The sequence below is a fragment of the Cypionkella sp. TWP1-2-1b2 genome (assembly GCF_049896245.1).
Taxonomy (GTDB): Bacteria; Pseudomonadota; Alphaproteobacteria; order Rhodobacterales; family Rhodobacteraceae; genus Cypionkella.
Map to the genome: position 1 here is coordinate 122,097 of NZ_JAFCTX010000003.1, position 17,465 is coordinate 139,561.

The 17,465-nt window shown below is 60.3% G+C and carries 15 protein-coding genes; 9 read left to right on the top strand and 6 right to left on the bottom strand.

Features of this window, described 5'->3' with window-relative positions; translation table 11 throughout:
* Positions 1-61: 61 nt before the first annotated feature.
* Entirely contained in the window at positions 62-505 is a 444-nt protein-coding gene (locus ACP7AP_RS02790) for a GNAT family N-acetyltransferase (protein ID WP_426031997.1), read from the bottom strand.
* A gap of 221 nt (positions 506-726) precedes the next feature.
* On the opposite strand from ACP7AP_RS02790, the gene ACP7AP_RS02795 reads away from it, so the two are divergent.
* On the top strand, positions 727-990 hold the full coding sequence (locus tag ACP7AP_RS02795) for a DUF1344 domain-containing protein (protein ID WP_426031999.1): 264 nt from the start codon (positions 727-729) through the stop codon (positions 988-990).
* A 47-nt stretch (positions 991-1,037) separates the two neighbouring features.
* On the opposite strand, the gene ACP7AP_RS02800 is transcribed toward ACP7AP_RS02795, so the two are convergent.
* Positions 1,038-2,408 (bottom strand): M20/M25/M40 family metallo-hydrolase, encoded by a 1,371-nt coding sequence (locus tag ACP7AP_RS02800; protein WP_426032001.1) that lies wholly within the window; start codon positions 2,406-2,408, stop codon positions 1,038-1,040.
* Positions 2,409-2,529: 121 nt separating this feature from the next.
* On the opposite strand from ACP7AP_RS02800, the gene ACP7AP_RS02805 reads away from it, so the two are divergent.
* From ACP7AP_RS02805 to ispG, 4 genes are all read left to right on the top strand, one after another.
* Positions 2,530-2,934, top strand: a complete 405-nt coding sequence (locus ACP7AP_RS02805; protein WP_426032002.1) for a hypothetical protein — start codon at positions 2,530-2,532, stop codon at positions 2,932-2,934.
* Positions 2,935-3,042: 108 nt separating this feature from the next.
* On the top strand, positions 3,043-4,266 hold the full coding sequence (gene hemA / locus ACP7AP_RS02810; protein WP_426032004.1) for a 5-aminolevulinate synthase: 1,224 nt from the start codon (positions 3,043-3,045) through the stop codon (positions 4,264-4,266).
* A 115-nt stretch (positions 4,267-4,381) separates the two neighbouring features.
* The gene (locus tag ACP7AP_RS02815) at positions 4,382-5,587 is read left to right on the top strand and encodes a helix-turn-helix domain-containing protein (protein WP_426032006.1); all 1,206 of its coding nucleotides are present in this window, start codon (positions 4,382-4,384) and stop codon (positions 5,585-5,587) included.
* Between the two features lie 89 nt (positions 5,588-5,676).
* Positions 5,677-6,807: a flavodoxin-dependent (E)-4-hydroxy-3-methylbut-2-enyl-diphosphate synthase gene (ispG, locus tag ACP7AP_RS02820; protein ID WP_426032008.1), complete on the top strand. Its 1,131-nt coding sequence runs from the start codon at positions 5,677-5,679 to the stop codon at positions 6,805-6,807.
* A 130-nt stretch (positions 6,808-6,937) separates the two neighbouring features.
* On the opposite strand, the gene ACP7AP_RS02825 is transcribed toward ispG, so the two are convergent.
* Positions 6,938-7,684, bottom strand: a complete 747-nt coding sequence (locus tag ACP7AP_RS02825) for a DsbA family protein (RefSeq protein ID WP_426032010.1) — start codon at positions 7,682-7,684, stop codon at positions 6,938-6,940.
* A 91-nt stretch (positions 7,685-7,775) separates the two neighbouring features.
* Here ACP7AP_RS02825 and ACP7AP_RS02830 point away from each other — a divergent pair, with 91 nt between their 5' ends.
* From ACP7AP_RS02830 to prfB, 4 genes are all read left to right on the top strand, one after another.
* Complete coding sequence (locus ACP7AP_RS02830; RefSeq protein WP_426032012.1) at positions 7,776-8,948, top strand: pyridoxal phosphate-dependent aminotransferase; 1,173 nt, start codon at positions 7,776-7,778, stop codon at positions 8,946-8,948.
* 6 nt (positions 8,949-8,954) lie between these two features.
* Complete coding sequence (locus tag ACP7AP_RS02835; protein ID WP_426032014.1) at positions 8,955-10,154, top strand: N-acetylmuramoyl-L-alanine amidase; 1,200 nt, start codon at positions 8,955-8,957, stop codon at positions 10,152-10,154.
* A gap of 130 nt (positions 10,155-10,284) precedes the next feature.
* Positions 10,285-12,834 carry a penicillin-binding protein 1A gene (locus ACP7AP_RS02840; protein ID WP_426032016.1) on the top strand — a complete coding sequence of 850 codons (2,550 nt, stop codon included), beginning with the start codon at positions 10,285-10,287 and terminating at the stop codon, positions 12,832-12,834.
* A gap of 69 nt (positions 12,835-12,903) precedes the next feature.
* On the top strand, positions 12,904-14,031 hold the full coding sequence (prfB, locus tag ACP7AP_RS02845) for a peptide chain release factor 2 (protein WP_426032018.1): 1,128 nt from the start codon (positions 12,904-12,906) through the stop codon (positions 14,029-14,031).
* Positions 14,032-14,131: 100 nt separating this feature from the next.
* Here the strand turns inward: prfB and ACP7AP_RS02850 are convergent, their stop codons facing one another.
* Genes ACP7AP_RS02850 through ACP7AP_RS02860 form a run of 3 tightly spaced genes read right to left on the bottom strand, consistent with a single transcriptional unit; the run spans position 14,132 to position 17,435 of the window.
* Positions 14,132-15,580: an MFS transporter gene (locus ACP7AP_RS02850; RefSeq protein WP_426032020.1), complete on the bottom strand. Its 1,449-nt coding sequence runs from the start codon at positions 15,578-15,580 to the stop codon at positions 14,132-14,134.
* A 27-nt stretch (positions 15,581-15,607) separates the two neighbouring features.
* Positions 15,608-16,117: a bactofilin family protein gene (locus ACP7AP_RS02855; RefSeq protein ID WP_426032022.1), complete on the bottom strand. Its 510-nt coding sequence runs from the start codon at positions 16,115-16,117 to the stop codon at positions 15,608-15,610.
* A complete protein-coding gene (locus ACP7AP_RS02860) occupies positions 16,107-17,435 on the bottom strand; it encodes a DUF5930 domain-containing protein (protein WP_426032121.1) in 1,329 nt (442 codons plus the stop codon). The genes ACP7AP_RS02855 and ACP7AP_RS02860 overlap by 11 nt, the downstream gene beginning before the upstream one ends.
* Between the last annotated feature and the right edge of the window lie 30 nt (positions 17,436-17,465).

Consider the following 17,465-nt stretch of genomic DNA (forward strand, 5'->3'; position numbering starts at 1 on the left):
CCCACACCCCGCAGAGTATTTTTGCCAAGATGAAACAATTTGAGATAAGTTTTAGGGATTTTTATAGCTTCAGGCGGTAGCGCACATGGCCGTCGCTGGGGATGATGCTGTCATAAAGACGACGGGCGGTTTGATTGCCTTCATCAGTGTGCCAATACAAACGATGCCAGCCGTTGGCTTTGGCGAGGGCCGCAAGGTCTTCAATCAACGCGCGACCCACACCTTTGCCGCGCGCAGCTTCATTGACGAACAAATCTTCCAGGTAGCAATCTTCGCCGATCACCCAAGTTGAGGGGTGGTGCAGATGCACGGCGAAGCCCAGAACCTTGTCGCCCTCGACCGCCAAACGGATTCGCATCGGGCTTTTCGGATCGTGCGCGCGGGCCCAAGTGTTGGCGGTGACTTCGGGTGCGAGATCGACGTTGTAGAAGGCCAGATATTGCGCCCAAAGCCCGCGCCATGCGGTTTCATGCTCCGGGGTGGCACTCAGGATTTGAACAGTCATTTCAGGGCCTTCTGGTTGGGCGATCACGGGGAAATCTCGCAGCTTTCACGCGGCTTCACAAGGCGGTTCCCCCGGATATCCTTTTCGCAGGCCGGGTGTATAACAGCCCGTGAAGCCGGGATCTGCCGGACGGAACATCTTCCGCCGACGCGACAGACCGAGACGGTTTCGACACTGGGCCGAAGGGGTGCGCCCCCGGTCCAAAATTCGGAGTTACGCAGATGCGTGCTTTTATGCTTCCCGCCGCGATCATTTTGTCCATCGGTTCGGCCTCTTTGGCGATGGCCGCTGCCACCACCACGGATGGGGTGATCAAATCGCTTGATATGAAAACCAACACCATCACGCTGGCGGATGGCACCGCCTACATGCTGCCGAAGGGTTTCAAGGACCCGGGGCTGAAGGTGGGCGAGAAGGTTGCGGTGGTGTGGGATCTGAAGGGCAACATTCATGAGGCCACGGCGGTGAGCATCGTCAAAAGCTGAGACTGGCCGCAAGGTTAGGGAGCGGGGGCCGTTTGGCCCCCGTTTTTTTATGTCAGTTTCGCGAGGATGCGCGCCCAAGACCGGATGCCTTTGTGAAAACATTCCAGATCGTATTTCTCATTCGGGCTGTGGATCTGGTCATTGTCACGGCCAAAGCCGATCAGCATGGCATCCATATCCAGATAGGTCTTGAAGTAGCCCGCGATCGGGATCGAGCCGCCGCAGCCGATATAGGCGGCGGGCTTACCCCATTCCGCGCCCAAGGCCAGCCGTGCGGCTTCAAAAGCCGGGTCTTCGATCGACATCACACTCGCACCGCCACCACCGTGGCCTTTCCATTCGACACTGCAATCGGCGGGCAGCTGCGCCTCGACCCAAGCGCGGAAATTCTGCCGGACGGCATCTGCGTCTTGATCGCCCACCAGACGGAACGAGACTTTGGCGTGGGCCTGCGCCGGCAGCACGGTTTTGAAGCCATCACCGGTATAGCCGCCCCACATGCCGTTGATCTCCGCTGTGGGGCGCGACCAGAGCATTTCCAGCGGTGTGCGGTCTTGCTCGCCGATGGGGATGCTTAGCCCGACGTCGCCAAGATATTTCGCGTGATCGAAGGCGAGCGATTGCCACTGGGCGCGGATGTTGTCGGGCAGTTCGGTGACGCCATCATAGAAATGCGGGATAACGATGCGGCCGGTATCGTCTGTCATGTTGCCGAGAATTTTCGCGAGGATTTTGATCGGGTTGGCTGCAGCCCCACCGTAAGAGCCTGAATGCAGGTCTTTGTTCGCGGCGTGAACCGTCAGTTCTTCGCCCAAAAGCCCGCGCAGCATGGTGGTGATGGCGGGGGTGTTGTCGTCAAACAGCCCGGTGTCACAGATCAGCGCGATATCGGCTTTCAGCTCGTCGGCGTTTTCCTGCATGAACGGGATCAGGCTGGGTGAGCCCGATTCTTCTTCGCCCTCAAGAAAGATCGTCAACCTGCCGGGCAGGGTGCCGTAGATGGCTTTCCAAGCGCGGCAGGCTTCCAGGAAGGTCATCAACTGGCCTTTGTCATCGGACGCGCCGCGACCCCGGATCACCTTGCCTGCGGCGGTATCCTGAATTTCGGGATCGAACGGGTCGCGATCCCACAGGGTCAACGGATCGACGGGCTGCACGTCGTAATGGCCGTAGAACAAGAGGTGCTTGTCACCCTCACCGCCACGCGCGACCACCATCGGGTGGCCGGGGGTGGGGCGCGATGAGGCGTCAAAGCCCAAAGATTTCAGATCTTCCACCAGCCAATCGGCGGCTTTGGCACATTCTGCCTTGTAGGCGGGGTCGGTGGAAATCGACGGGATGCGCAAAAGGTCAAGCAGGCGGTCCAGCGCCTGCGGCAGATCGGTGTCGATGCGGGACAGGACGGCATCCAAGCTCATCGGGCTCTCCTTGATATATCGGCGATTATTGGCGAAGCGAAGCCTAACAGGACGGGGGGGACTGTCCAGTGGCGGCGGGCTGCGCTAGAAAGCCTGAAATTCAGGCAGCCGGAGATGTGGCATGATGAAGTACATAGGGGTTGGTGTGGTTGTGGCGCTCGGGCTGGCGACGGCGGGTGCGGCGGAAGCGGTCAAGACAGAAACCGTGGCGTTGGGCGCATCCAGCATCACGCTGCATCTGCAGCCGTTTCTGACTGAGACTGAACTGGCCACGCTGCGGGTGGTGATGACCAACACGGACGCTTTGGCGATTTTCGTGCCTGACACCAGCAAGGGGTTTGCCGCGCTGGCCGTCTCGCCGGATGATGGGTTCCTGCCTGCGGGTGCGCCGGCGGCTTCTGCACAGGCGATTGGCGGCTTACCGGATGCCGCTTCGGCAGCGATAGATGCACTGGCGGCTTGTGACAAATTGCGCAAGGGTGACGCCGCTTGCGTGCTGGTGCTGGAGATTGCACCGAAGGGCTGACCCTTTGGCGTGGCAAAATGCCGTCTTTCGCCCGCCGCTGGTTTGACGCACATCAAGGTATCTTATGGCCATATGTTTAGATTGGGCCGCAAGGTGATGGAGAAGACAATGAACTACGAAGCAGCCCTTGATACCGCGATTGGCCGCCTGCATGACGAGGGCCGCTATCGCACCTTCATCGACATAGAGCGTCGCAAGGGCGCTTATCCGCATGCGATCTGGCGCAAGCCGGATGGCACCGAGGCCGATATCACCGTCTGGTGCGGCAATGATTATCTCGGCATGGGGCAGCATCCGGTGGTTTTGGCCGCGATGCACGAGGCTTTGGATGCCACCGGGGCAGGCTCGGGCGGCACACGGAATATCTCTGGCACCACGGTCTATCACAACCAGCTTGAGGCGGAATTGGCTGATCTGCACGGCAAGGAAGCGGCTTTGGTGTTCACCAGCGCGTATATTGCCAATGATGCCACCCTCAGCACCTTGCCGAAACTGTTTCCCGGCCTGATCATCTATTCCGATGCGCTGAACCATGCCTCGATGATCGAAGGCGTGCGCCGCAATGGCGGTGCAAAGCGGGTGTTCCGGCACAATGATGTGGCGCATTTGCGCGAGTTGTTGGCGGCAGATGATCCGAGCCTCCCAAAGCTGATCGCGTTCGAGTCGATCTATTCGATGGATGGCGATTTTGGCCCGATCAAAGCGATCTGCGATCTGGCGGATGAGTTCGGCGCGCTGACCTATCTGGATGAAGTTCACGCCGTTGGCATGTATGGCCCGCGCGGGGCAGGGGTGGCGGAGCGTGATGGCCTGATGGGCCGGATTGACATCATCAACGGCACTTTGGCCAAGGCTTACGGGGTGTTCGGCGGCTATATTGCTGCAACTGCGAAGATGGTCGATGCGGTGCGCAGCTATGCGCCGGGGTTCATTTTCACCACCTCGCTGCCGCCTGCGGTGGCGGCAGGGGCTGCGGCCTCGGTGCGCTATCTGAAGGCCGGGCAACACCTGCGCGATGCCCAGCAAACTGCTGCCCGTATCCTGAAGCTGCGCCTGCGCGGTTTAGGCCTGCCGATCATCGACAATGGCTCACATATTGTGCCCGTGCATGTTGGTAACCCCATCCATTGCAAGATGCTGTCCGACATGCTGCTAGAGCAATTCGGCATTTATGTGCAGCCGATCAACTATCCCACCGTGCCACGCGGCACCGAACGGCTGCGGTTTACGCCGTCTCCGGTACATGATTCGGCCGCTATTGACGCAGTTGTGATGGCGATGGACGCGCTTTGGGGGCAGTGTGCGCTAAATCGTGCCGAGGCTGTGGCGTAAATGTCTTTCTGCACATGCAGAATCGCTTGCCCTATGCTAGGTTTTCCCCAATAGGCAAAATATGAGTCGCCCTGAAGGGTGACAGGGATATCGGGGCAGATATGGGGCTCAGCGCATGATCGGGCGGAGGGTGAAAACTCCGGCAGTCGAAGTGGATAAGCCGAAGGGCTTTGACGATTTTGAGCTGCGCTTGGGGGATTTGATGCGCGGCGAGCGGGCCACGCTGGGCAAATCGCTGCTGGATGTTCAGCGCGAGTTGAAGATCAAGGCCACCTATATTGCCGCGATTGAAAATGCCGATGTGTCGGCGTTTGAAACCCCCAGCTTTATCGCAGGCAACGTGCGGTCTTATGCGCGCTATCTGGGGATGGACCCGGACTGGGCCTTCGCCAGATTCTGCCGCGAGGCTGGTTTTGAAGTCGCACATGGCATGTCGGCTGCGGCATCTTCGGTATCTATGACAGCCTTGCGGGCGCGTCAGGTGGCGAATGAAGGCCAGAGCGGTTTTGGCGATCTGAACACCGCGTTCATTCCGCGCGGCGAAAGCCTGTTTGCACGGGTGGAGCCGGGGGCGATTGGCTCGCTGGCGGTGCTGGTCGCTTTGATCGCGGCGCTTGGCTATGGCGGCTGGTCGGTGTTGCAAGAAGTGCAGCGCGTGCAACTGTCTCCGGTCGAGCAGGCCCCGGTGGTGGTTGCGGAACTTGACCCGCTGGCGGGCGTGAAAGCGGCACCGGGACAACTGGCGGATGCGGGCACCGATGCGCAGGCGGGCAGCGATCAGTTGGATCGCTTGTATCAGCCAGAGGCGTTGGAAGCTCCGGTGTTGACGGCACGCGATGGCCCGATTGGCACGATCAATCCGCGTGCGGCGGGTGTTCTGACGGCGGATGCAGGGGTTGCCCCTACGCCGCAAGACAGTTTGCAAGCGGCGATTGATGACACGGTGCAGGTTGTGGCCGAGGCCAAACCCGGCGTCGAAGTGCTGGCGGTGCGGCCATCCTGGGTGCGCGTTTCGGCTGCCGACGGCACGGTGTTGTTCGAGAAAATCCTCGATGCGGGGGAGCGTTATGCGGTGCCGCTGTTGCAACAACCGGCTGTCTTGCGCTCGGGCAATTCGGGGTCGATCTATTTCATTATCAACGGCACCACTTATGGCCCCGCCGCCCCCGGCGCGCAGGTGATCAAGAACGTGGCCTTGTCGGCTGAAGCACTGACCACCGGCTATCAGACGGCTGACATCAGCGGCGATGCCGATCTGGCGCAGTTTGTGAATGTGGCTGACGCAAGTGTGCCTGTCGCGCCCGTGGTGCCCTCGGAATAGAACTTACAAAGTTGATGCTGGCAATGGCCCCGGACGGTTGCTCCGGGGCTTTTGCTTGTCTATCTATGGGGCGACAGAAGGAGCCCGCCATGACCCATAATCCGATCCGCCCTTGGCGCAACATCGAACGGCGGGTGTCGCGGCAAATCCGCGTCGGCAAGGTGCTGGTCGGGGGCGATGCGCCGATTTCGGTGCAGACCATGACCAACACGCTGACCACCGATGTCGCGGCGACGATTGAGCAGATTCAGCGCTGTGCGGTGGCGGGGGCGGATATTGTGCGGGTGTCTACGCCGGATGAAGGTTCCACCTTTGCCCTGCGCGAGATTGTACGCGAAAGCCCGGTGCCGATCGTGGCGGACATCCATTTCCACTATAAGCGTGCCATAGAGGCAGCGGAGGCGGGGGCAGCTTGCCTGCGCATCAACCCCGGCAATATCGGCAATGCGCAGCGCGTGCGCGATGTGGTGCAGGCGGCGAAAGATCACGGCTGCTCGATCCGTATTGGCGTCAATGCCGGGTCATTGGAAAAGCATCTGCTGGACAAATATGGCGAACCTTGCCCGGATGCGATGGTCGAATCTGGCATGGATCATATCCGCTTGCTGTTGGACAATGATTTCCACGAGTTCAAAATCAGTGTCAAAGCCTCGGACGTGTTCATGGCCGCCGCCGCCTATCAGCAACTGGCCAGCGCCACCGATGCGCCGATCCATCTCGGGATCACCGAGGCGGGCGGGCTGGTGTCGGGCACGGTGAAATCGGCGATTGGCCTTGGCAATCTTTTGTGGTCGGGCATCGGCGATACCATCCGGGTGTCGCTGTCGGCTGATCCGGTGGAAGAAGTGAAGGTTGGCTTTGAGATTCTGAAATCGCTTGGCTTGCGGCATCGCGGCGTGACGATCATCTCTTGCCCGTCCTGCGCGCGGCAGGGGTTTGATGTGATCAAGACGGTTTCGGCGCTGGAGGATCGGCTGGCGCATATCACCACGTCGCTGAGCCTGTCGATCATCGGTTGCGTGGTGAACGGGCCGGGTGAGGCTTTGATGACCGACATTGGCTTTACCGGCGGCGGCGCGGGGGCGGGGATGGTGTATCTGGCGGGCAAGCAGCATCATAAGCTGGGCAACGCGGGCATGGTCGATCACATCGTTGAACTGGTTGAGAAAAAAGCGGCAGAGATTGAGGCGGCAGAGCTTGAGGCAGCTCAAGCAGAGTAATCGTGGCGCGTCTGTCACCTGTTGACCGGGGGTTTCACACCCCCGCGCTGCATTGCTAAAGCAGCAATGCAGCTTCCCCCGTGGGATATTTGAGCAGAGAGGATGAAAACTTTAGATAAGTTTTAGCGGCTTAGCTTTTACGCTCGGATGCCACGATCTGCTGCATGCCGTCCAACGGTACATAGCCACGCAGCATTTGGCTGTCGATCACGAAGGTCGGGGTGCCGCTGATTGCCATTTTGTTGCCAAGCTCTTGGTTGGCCGCGATCACGGCGCTGACTTCGGGCGAGGCCATTTTGTCGAGCACGGGTTTGGCCTCAAAGCCTAAATCCGTCGCAAGGCGGCCCAAGGTTTCAACATCGGGGGCACCACGCAGAGTGATCAGCGCGTCATGGGCTTTCTTATAGGCGTCATTGCCATGCAGTTGCAGCACCGCGATGGCAAAGCGGGACGAGGTCACGGAATCGTCGCCCAGGATCGGGTATTCTTTCAGCACCAGACGGATGTTGCCATCGGCTTTCACCAGATCCTCGACCTCTTGATAGGCTTTGCGGCAATAGCCACAGCGGTAGTCCATGAACTCGACCATGGTGATGTCACCATCCGGGTTGCCGCCGACCCAAGAGGCTTGATCGGCGAACAGATCGGCTTTGTGGTCAATCACCAACTGCTTATCAGTCACCTGATCGGCCTGTGCTTGACGGTCTTGCAGCACGTTCATCGCCTCGACCAGCACTTCGGGGTTTTCAATCAGATAGGCTTTCACCTCGGCCCGGAACGCGGTGCGCTCGGCCTCGGTCATCGACTCAAGCCCTCCGGCAAGGCTGGGGGTAGCGAGGCTGCAGCTCAGCAGGGCGGCAAGCAAGGGAAGGCGCATCGGGAAACCTCGGGCTGGGCCGGACGGGTCGGCCGGGGTTGACGAACGCCTTGTAGGCGACACTATTGGCGGCAACAATAGGGGCAGGGTGATGGATAGATCAAGCCGGGGTCAGGTTGATCCCTTCATTGTGATGGATATGGTGGCAGAAGCGGCTGCATTGGAGGCTTTGGGGCGGCGGATTATCCATATGGAGGTCGGTCAGCCCTCAACCCCGGCCCCTGCGGACGCGATTGCGGCGCTGTCGGCGCGGATGGGCAGCGATGCTTTGGGCTATACGGTGTCACTGGGTATCCCGGAATTGCGGGCGGGCATCGCAGCATTATATCAACGCTGGTATGGGGTTACGCTGAACCCCGAGAGGGTGATCGTCACCGCGGGGTCTTCCGGTGCGTTCCTGTTGGCGTTTACCGCACTGTTTGACGCGGGGGATCGGGTGGGCTTGGGGGAACCCGGCTATCCGTCGTATCGGCAGATTTTGAAGGCGCTGTCGTTGCAGCCGGTGGGGATTGCGACACGGGCGGAGAACCGCTTGCAGCCGGTGCCGGAAGATTTGGCGGGCGTCGAGATGAAGGGGCTGATTGTGGCCTCACCGGGCAATCCCTCGGGCACGATGTTGTCGAAAGACGCGCTGCGCGATCTGATCGGCTATGCGCATCAGCGCGGCATCAGTTTTGTCTCGGATGAGATCTACCACGGTCTGCATTATGGCGAGCGGGCACATTCGGCGCTGGAAATCAGCGATGATGTCTATGTGATCAACAGCTTTTCCAAGTATTTCAGCATGACCGGCTGGCGGGTCGGCTGGATGGTGGTGCCGGAAGATCATATCCGCACGGTCGAGCGGCTGGCGCAGAACATGTTCATCTGCGCGCCGCATGTGAGCCAAGTGGCGGCACTGGCGGCGCTGGATTGCATTGACGAGATGGAGGCCAATCGCGCGGTCTATGCCGAGAACCGTCGCATGATGCTGGAAGGGCTGCCGCGCGCGGGCTTTGATAAAATCGCGCCGCCGGATGGGGCGTTTTATATTTACGCCGATGTCAGCGACTTCACCCACGACAGTTTGGGTTTTGCCCGCGATATTCTGCACAAGGCCGGGGTGGCGGTGACGCCGGGGTTGGATTTTGACCCGGTGCGCGGCGGGCAGACCTTGCGGTTTTCTTATGCGCGCGGGACGATGGATATTGTGGAGGGGCTGGAGCGGTTGGCCGCGTATATGGCGCAAGTCGGGTTAAAAAGAGCCTCCGGCGGGAGTATTTAGGCCAGTATGAAAGCGCTTTTCCGTCTTGTTTTGGTGATCTGTGCGCTGGCTTCTCCGGGGGAGGCGCAGCAGCTGTCGGGTTTGGCGAAATTTAATCCCGACGCGTCTGAGATTGTCGATGCGGGATCAGGCGTGCAGATTGATCTGGGCCTGTCACAAGCGGTGCCGTGGCGGGTGAGGGTGCTGGATGATCCGGCCCGGCTGGTGGTGGATTTCCGCGAGGTTGATTGGACCAGGCTTGCCGATATGCCGCAGGCGAGCGACGCGGTGGTGGCGCTGCGGGCCGGGGTGTTTCGCCCCGGCTGGTCGCGCTTGGTGATCGAGCTTGCGGGGCCGATGCAGGTGACTTCTGCCGAGATGCGCACCAGTGGTGGGGTCGGTGTGCATCTGCGGTTGGAGCCTGCGACCCGAGCCGCCTTTGCGGCATTGGCGGCGTTGCCAGAACCTGCCGATTGGACTTTGCCGAAGCCCGTTGATCTGCCTGCCGCGCCGAAGCAGGATGGCAAACTGGTGGTGGTGCTAGACCCCGGCCATGGCGGCATTGATCCGGGGGCCGAGCGCGACGGGCAGAACGAGAAAACTCTGGTGCTGAAATTTGCGCGCGAGTTGAAAGAGGCTTTGCTGCGCGATGGCGGTTTTGACGTGGTAATGACCCGCGACGCGGATGTGTTCGTGCCGCTGGAAACCCGGATTTCGATTGCGCATCAGGCGGGTGCGGATGTGTTCCTGTCGCTGCACGCCGATGCGATTGCCGAGGGCGATGCGGTGGGGGCAACGATTTATAGCCTGTCTGCGGACGCCAGCGATGCGGCTTCGGCGGCTTTGGCGGAACGTCATGACCGCGACGATTTGCTGGCGGGGGTGGACCTTTCGCAACAGGATGATCTGGTGGCCGAGGTGTTGATGGATATGGCGCGCACCGATACCTCGCCCCGGACCGAACGCTTGGCGATGGCGTTGGAGGTGGCGATCAAGGCGCAGGGGCTGAAGATGCACCGCCATCCAAGGCAGCAGGCGAGTTTCTCGGTGCTGAAATCGGCGGATATTCCCTCGGTTTTGCTGGAGCTGGGGTTTTTGTCGTCGGCGCGTGATCTGAAACGTCTGGATGATCCGAAATGGCGGGCGAAGATGGCGGAGGCCTTGGTTTCGGCGCTGAAAGCTTGGGCGAAGCAGGATGCGGGCTTGCAGGCTTTGCCGCTGAAGTAGCCTTGATGACTGGCAGCACTTCGCCCGGTTTGAAAAATCGCAGCGGAGTGTTTTGACCTTTCCGCCCGCCCGCGTGTATAAGCGCGCGTGCGCGGGCAGAGGGCCGGACGCAGGGACGGGAATAACAGGCGTGCTCAGGTTTATCGGCTCTTTCCTTGGGGGCATTTTCACGACGATCACGCTTGGTCTGTTGTTCGGCGCGCTGACCTTGGGCGCGGTGTTCTGGATGTATTCGGCGGACCTGCCGAGCCATGAGAGCCTAGCGCGCTACTCTCCCCCGACCATCAGCCGAATTTACTCGGGTGAGGGCCGGATTATCGACGAATTCGCCAAGGAACGCCGCTTGTTCGTGCCGATTGAGGATATTCCGGTGCTGGTGCGCGATGCGTTCATCTCGGCCGAGGACAAGCATTTCTATACCCATCGCGGCTATGATGTGCAGGGTATGATCTCGGCGGCTTGGGATGCGATCAAATCGCGCGGCAAGAACACCCGGGGGGCCTCGACGATCACCCAGCAGGTGATGAAGAACTTTTTGCTCGATGGCTCGCGGTCGGTGGAGCGTAAGGTCAAGGAATTGATTCTGGCATCTAGGCTGGAGCAGACTTTGTCGAAGGATAAGATCCTTGAGCTTTACTTAAATGAGATTTTCCTTGGGCAAAATTCCTATGGTGTTGCCGCCGCAGCCCAGACCTATTTCAACAAATCGCTGGATCAGCTTAGCCCGGCAGAGGCTGCAACCTTGGCGTCGATGCCGAAAGCGCCGTCTGATTACAACCCGGTGACGCAGAAAGAGCGTCTGACCACCCGGCGGAATTATGTGCTGAATGAGATGTTCCAGAACGGTTATATCGACGAGGCCAGCTTTAAGGAGGCCAAGGATGAGCCGCTGAAATCGGTGCAGAACGGCGATTATCCGGCGTTCCGCGAGGCACTGCCGCCGCGTGATTACTTCACCGACGAAATCCGCCGTCAGCTGTCGGGCACCTTTGGCGAGGAAGAATTCTTCGGCGGCGGTCTGTCGATCCGCGCCACCGCTGACCCCGAATTGCAGGAAATCGCCGCCGTGGCCCTGCGCCGGGGGTTAGAGAAATACGACCGCAATCAGCGCGTTTGGCGTGGCACGGGTAAGGTGCTGCCGACCGAGATTTTGGGCGATGAGACCGCATGGCGCAAAGCTTTGTCCGAGGTCAAGGACATGCCGCGCGATGTGGAAGGCTGGCATGTCGCCGTGGTGCTGTCTTTGGGCGAAACCACTGCCGAGGTCGGCATCGAAGGCATTGATGGCACGCAAGAAATCCCCGCCGCCGATGTGACTTGGGCGCGCAAGCGTTTGGAGGGCGGTAAGCTGGGTAAGAAAGCCCGGGTGCCTGCCGATCTGGTTGCGGTCGGCGATGTGGTGCTGGTGCGCCAGATCACCGATGACAAAACCAATGAATTCGTGCGTTGGTCGCTGCGGCAAGTGCCGGAAGTGCAGGGCGGTTTCATGGCGATGGACGTGAACACCGGTCGCGTGATGGCGATGCAGGGCGGGTTCAGCTATCAATCCTCGGTATTCAACCGTGCCACGCAAGCCACCCGGCAGCCCGGCTCCAGCTTCAAACCCTTCGTTTATGCGGCGGCCCTCGATTCCGGCTTCACCCCTGCCACCATCATCGTCGATGCGCCGATTGAGGTCGAAACCCCGCAGGGGCTGTGGACGCCGAAGAACTCCACCAACAAATTCTACGGCCCGACGCCAATGCGCACCGGGATCGAGCAATCGCGCAACCTGATGACGGTGCGGATCGCGCAGGAAATCGGTATGCCGCTGGTGGCGAGCTATGCCGAGAAGTTTGGCGTTTACAAACCGATGCAGCCGTTCCTTGCCAACGCTTTGGGCGCGCAGGAAACCACTTTGTACAAAATGGTCGCCGCCTATGCGATGTTCGCCAATGGCGGCGAGCGGGTGGAGCCGACGCTGGTTGACCGCGTGCAAGACCGCTACGGCAAGACGATCTACCGCCACGATCAGCGCAAATGCGAGGATTGCAACTCGCCGCGTCTGCCGAAAGGTGACGGCGTAAAAATCGACAGCAACCGCGAACGGGTGATGGATGCGATCACCGCCTATCAGCTGACCTCGATGATGCAGGGCGTGATCCAGCGCGGCTCTGGCACCGGGGTCAAGCTGCCGGTTCCGGTGGCGGGCAAGACCGGCACCACCAATGACGCGAAGGATGTGTGGTTCATCGGCTACACCTCCAACACCGTGGCGGGCTGCTATATGGGTTTTGATCAGCCGCGCACCTTGGGTCCGGGGGCGTTTGGCGGCACTCTGTGCGTGCCGATCTTTCAGGAATTCATGAAAGAAGTGGTGAAGCGCCGGGGTGGCACCACGTTCAAAGTGCCACCGGGAGGGTATTTCCAGAATATCGACCGCTTTACGGGTGCATTGCTGGGTCCCGATGCCTCGGGCGCCAATGTGGTCGCTGAATACTTCCGCGAGGGCGAGGAGCCTTTGTTTGCATTGGGCGAAATCATCGACGGTGGCTTTGCGATGGGCTCGAACCTGCCGCTGTTTGCCAATGGCGAAAGCGATGTTGGCGGCTCGGATACGCTGACCACCTCGGATGGCCAGCAGAAATCGGTGCCGAAGAAGGCGAATTTCGGCACGCTGTCCTCAGGCGGGCTGTATTAGCGGCGCTTGCTGACAGGGCTTTGCCACGCTATCACCGCCGCCAAACACCGATCTGTTAAGGACTCCGCCATGCGCACCGAGACGCAATATAATGTCGATGCCATCACCAAATCTCTGCGACTGCTCGGGCAGCGGATGGATTGGGAGACGGCTGCGCATCGGCTGGAAGAATTCGACGCAATGATCGAGGCTCCCGATCTGTGGAATGACCCCGCCCGCGCACAAAAACTGATGCGTGCGCGGCAGGGTCTGTTGGACCAGATGTCAACCTACCGCCTGATCGAGTCCGGCTTGCGCGACAATGTCGAGTTGATTGAACTGGGTGAATCCGAAGGCGATGAGGAAATCATCACCGAGGCCGAGGAGGCACTGAAAGCGCTGGTGGACCTGTCGGGCGCGAAGGAGCTGGAGGCTTTGCTGAATGGTGAAGCGGATGGCAATGACACGTTCCTGGAGATCAACGCAGGCGCGGGCGGGACAGAGTCTTGTGACTGGGCCAGTATGCTCGCGCGGATGTATATTCGCTGGGCCGAGAAAAAAGGCTATAAGGTTGAATTGCAGTCGGAAAGTGCTGGCGACGAAACCGGCATCAAATCGGCGGGTTATAAGATTTCCGGGCTGAACGCTTACGGCTGGTTGAAATCCGAATCCGGCGTGCACCGCTTGGTGCGGATCAGCCCTTATGGCTCGGCGGACAAGCGGCAAACCTCGTTTGCCTCGGTTTGGGTCTATCCGGTGGTCGATGACAATATCGAGATCGACATTCCCGACCGTGACATCCGCATCGACACTTACCGGTCTTCCGGCGCAGGCGGTCAGCACGTCAACACCACCGACTCGGCGGTGCGGATCACCCACTTGCCGACCAATATCGTGGTGACAAGCTCGATGAAATCGCAGCACCAGAACCGCGAAGCCTGCATGAACGCTTTGCGCTCGCGGCTGTATCAGGTCGAGTTGGACAAGCGCAACGCATCCATAAACGCGCAGCACGATGCCAAGGGCGATGCGGGCTGGGGCAACCAGATCCGCTCTTACGTCTTGCAGCCGTATCAAATGGTGAAAGACCTGCGCACCGGCCACGAGACCAGCGATACCGGCGGCGTGCTGGACGGCGATCTGGACAAATTCATGGCGGCGACCTTGGCGATGGATGTGGCAGGCAAAAGTCGTGCTGAGGCCAACGCTGAAGACTAATCCGCAGCGATTGGTGCTTTTTCTACTACATATAGTGTAAAGCAGTGCCCATTTTGTCGAAAAACACAAATCACTCCCTCGTGGGAAAGCCTCCGCGGTTCTAGCGCCGCGCTCGAAGACCCCAAGCTGACACCAAAGCCGACGCGAGCGAAGCAGCCGCCGCCAAGGCCGCGATATGCGCAAAGCCCAAACTTGTCGCCGCGATATGCGCAGCACCGCTGGCAATAACGCCAAACCCCGGCGTATCCGCCCCTACCGCGCCATAACCCGCAGCCGCCATCCGCCCCATCAAGGCAATCGCCAAAAGGCTTGCGGCCCGTGCAACCGCATTGTTGATCCCCGAAGCCGCGCCCTGATCGGCGTCGCTCGCCGAGGTCATCACCACGGTGGTCAATGGGGCCACCAGCAGCGCCATGCCAAACCCCGACAGCCACATCAGCGGCACGGCACGGGTCCAATACAACGCTTCATGCGCGGTGATCGCCAAGCCGGCTTGCGCCAAAGCCACCAAGATCGCGCCGCCGACCAAGAACCGCGCCGGGCCAAGCCGATCCGCCAGCTTGCCCATGCGGGTCGACAGGGTGGCAATCATCAGTGCCCCTGGCAGGAAGGCCGCCACCATCGCCAATGCATCCGCACCCCAAGCCGACACGGCGGTCATAGGCAGGTAAAACCCGATGCCGGTGACGGCGAAATAGAGCAGGAAGGTGGCGAGGTTGATGGTGGAAAAGCGTCGCACCCGGAATATGCTCAGCCGGATCATCGGGGCAGGGCAGTACACCTCCCAAAATAAGAACCCCGCAAGAACCGCAAAGCCCAAGCCCATCAGCGCCAAAGATTCCCCGGTCTCGGCGCTCAACCCATACGCCACCAACCCGAATCCCAGCGTCGCCAAACCAGCCCCAACATAATCAATCGGCACGCCGGGGCGGCCCTTGTCGGCATAGGCAAACCGCGCCAGCAGCCACAGCGAAATTCCACCCAGCGGCAGGTTCAGCGCGAAAATCCAGCGCCACCCGGCCACCGGATCAACCATCAGACACAGCCCCGCCAAGATAGGCCCTGCCGAGGCGGTGGCAATGGACGCCGCTGCCCAGAGCCCCAGTGCCGCGCCACGTTCTTCACGCGGAAACGCCCGGCCAATGATCGCCATCGAGCCCGGCACCATCAGCGCCGCCGCCACGCCTTGCAAGCCCCGCGCCACGATCATGCCCACGGGGCTTACAGCCAAAGCGCAGCCTAACGAGCTGACCACGAACAGAATGATCCCCAAGCCAAAGCCGCGCGCGGTACCAAAGCGATCGCCCAACGCGCCGCCGACCAAGATCAGTGAGGTCAGCGCCAACAGATAAATCCCGCTGAACCACTGCGCTTGCGGCAAGCTTGCCGCCAAAGACGCGCGCATCGCGGGCAGCGCATTGGCCGTCACCGACGAGTCGATAAACCCCATCGACGAGGCCAAAATCGCCGCCCATAAAATCGCCTGTCGACGCTCGGGAGCACAAATGACAACGGGCACCAGGGTTTCCCCCGATGCCCGTGCGGTCATTTCCATCTCAGACACTTGTGCGAGAGCTTAGGAGTCTTCGCTGGAGGCCGGAGCTTGCACGATCCGGCTGGCCGGGGCTGCTGCGCGGCCTGTTGACAAAGGATCATCCTGACGCTGCACCGAGCCTTCAAAATGCGCGCCGCTCTCGATAGCGATGGTCTTGTGGATGATGTCGCCTTCCACCTTGGCGGTCGAGGTCAGGCGCACTTTCAAGCCCCGCACCCGGCCAATCACCCGGCCATTGACGACGATATCATCCGCCACGATCTCACCGCGAATGGTGGCGGTTTCGCCAACGGTCAGCAGATGCGCGCGGATATCGCCTTCAACCGTGCCTTCGACCTGAATATCGCCGGTGGTGCGCAGATTGCCCACGACGGTCAGATCGGCGGACAGCACAGAGGCAGCCACCTTGCCCTTCGGTGCCGAAGGGGTAAATTCCATTGAAGGTTTGCTCACAGGGGCCTCCGGGGCTTTGGGTTTATCGCTCTCGCCAGCCTTGGGGCCCGGTTCGTTGATGCGGCTTTTAGAAAACATTGGTCGCTGCCTTTATGAAGGTCATCGGATTTATCGCAGATCCACCGATGCGGATCTCGTAGTGCAGATGTGTGCCAGTAGAGCGGCCCGAGTTGCCCATATCACCGATCCGGTCGCCGCGCGATACCTTTTGGCCGACTTCCACCCTGATCTGCGAAAGATGGCCGTAGCGGGTCTCGATGCCAAAGGCGTGCTGGACCTTGATCAGACGACCATAACCGTTTGACCAGCCCGCAAAAGTCACAACGCCGTCAGCGGTGGAATAAATTGGCGCACCGTAATCGCCCGCCAAATCCTGGCCCTCATGCATCCGCAGGCCACGGCCTAAGGGATCATCACGCCCGCCAAAGCCCGAAGTATAGCGCACAGCGGTTTTCACCGGCATCCCGAACGGCGCTTTGAAAGCGGCGATGCGGTACATATTCATGTTATCAAGGCTTTTCAGGATCGCATTGGCGCGAAGTTCATCCATCGACGCCGCTTGCCCCGAGGTCGACAGCGAAATCGGCGTCAGCGGCCCACCTTGGCCACTATAGCCTTTGCGCACCGCTGACAGCAGATCATCCGGCGAAAGGCCAGCGGCGCGGAACATCTTGTCCAAGGGCTCAACCGAGACATTCATCGCCTGTTCCAACTGCGCGAAAATCGCGTCGTTACGGGTCTCAATCTGTTGTTTTTCTTGGGTCACCTTGGCGGTGCGGGCATCGGCTTTCTCGGCCTCGGTCTGCATCACATCGCGGGCTTGTGCGGTTTCGCCCAAGCTGGCGGTCATCATTTCAAGCGTGGCATCGGCATCCGCCAGCTTTTCTGCCTCCGTCCGGCCCGCCGTGGGGGCGGTGGACAAAGAGGCCACCTGATCGCGTGCAGAATCGCGTTCCTTGATCACGCCGCGCAGGGTGTTCTGGATCACGTCGATGCCGGTTTCCAACTCACGCCGGCGATCTTCCGAGGCGAGTAGTCGTGCCTGCATCTGGGACACCTGTGCAAGAGCCAGATTGAACCGCCCCTGCGCCGAAGCCGCCTCGTCCGCGCGCAGATCGCGGTCGGCAGAAAGATCGTTCAAGCGTTGTTCGTAAAGCGCCTGCTGGCGCGCCACTTGCTGCCGCGAAGTGCCCGCCGAAATCGAATCGAGCAGCAGGATCGCGGTCGCCAGTATCGTCCAAGCCAAAGCCAGCGAGCCGAACACCACAGCGATCGCTTGCGTGCTTGGCCGCAGCCGAATGAAGCGCGTCTCGGTATCAGATTTCAGGAACAACCGTTGTTCCGGCAGATACCGCTCCAAAGTGGTGTGAATCCGATAGGTGAAGCGTGTCAGCACAGCGGCATGTTCCGGTTCTTTAGGCGCAGA

Excerpts from the sequence above, each read along its gene's own strand:
- ispG (WP_426032008.1), top strand. The coding sequence starts at position 5,677 with ATGACCCATAATCCGATCCGCCCTTGGCGCAACATCGAACGGCGGGTG.
- ACP7AP_RS02815 (WP_426032006.1), top strand. The coding sequence starts at position 4,382 with ATGATCGGGCGGAGGGTGAAAACTCCGGCAGTCGAAGTGGATAAGCCG.
- ACP7AP_RS02850 (WP_426032020.1), bottom strand. The coding sequence starts at position 15,580 with ATGACCGCACGGGCATCGGGGGAAACCCTGGTGCCCGTTGTCATTTGT.
- ACP7AP_RS02800 (WP_426032001.1), bottom strand. The coding sequence starts at position 2,408 with ATGAGCTTGGATGCCGTCCTGTCCCGCATCGACACCGATCTGCCGCAG.
- ACP7AP_RS02805 (WP_426032002.1), top strand. The coding sequence starts at position 2,530 with ATGATGAAGTACATAGGGGTTGGTGTGGTTGTGGCGCTCGGGCTGGCG.
- ACP7AP_RS02790 (WP_426031997.1), bottom strand. The coding sequence starts at position 505 with ATGACTGTTCAAATCCTGAGTGCCACCCCGGAGCATGAAACCGCATGG.
- ACP7AP_RS02855 (WP_426032022.1), bottom strand. The coding sequence starts at position 16,117 with ATGTTTTCTAAAAGCCGCATCAACGAACCGGGCCCCAAGGCTGGCGAG.
- ACP7AP_RS02830 (WP_426032012.1), top strand. The coding sequence starts at position 7,776 with ATGGATAGATCAAGCCGGGGTCAGGTTGATCCCTTCATTGTGATGGAT.
- ACP7AP_RS02835 (WP_426032014.1), top strand. The coding sequence starts at position 8,955 with ATGAAAGCGCTTTTCCGTCTTGTTTTGGTGATCTGTGCGCTGGCTTCT.
- hemA (WP_426032004.1), top strand. The coding sequence starts at position 3,043 with ATGAACTACGAAGCAGCCCTTGATACCGCGATTGGCCGCCTGCATGAC.
- prfB (WP_426032018.1), top strand. The coding sequence starts at position 12,904 with ATGCGCACCGAGACGCAATATAATGTCGATGCCATCACCAAATCTCTG.
- ACP7AP_RS02795 (WP_426031999.1), top strand. The coding sequence starts at position 727 with ATGCGTGCTTTTATGCTTCCCGCCGCGATCATTTTGTCCATCGGTTCG.
- ACP7AP_RS02825 (WP_426032010.1), bottom strand. The coding sequence starts at position 7,684 with ATGCGCCTTCCCTTGCTTGCCGCCCTGCTGAGCTGCAGCCTCGCTACC.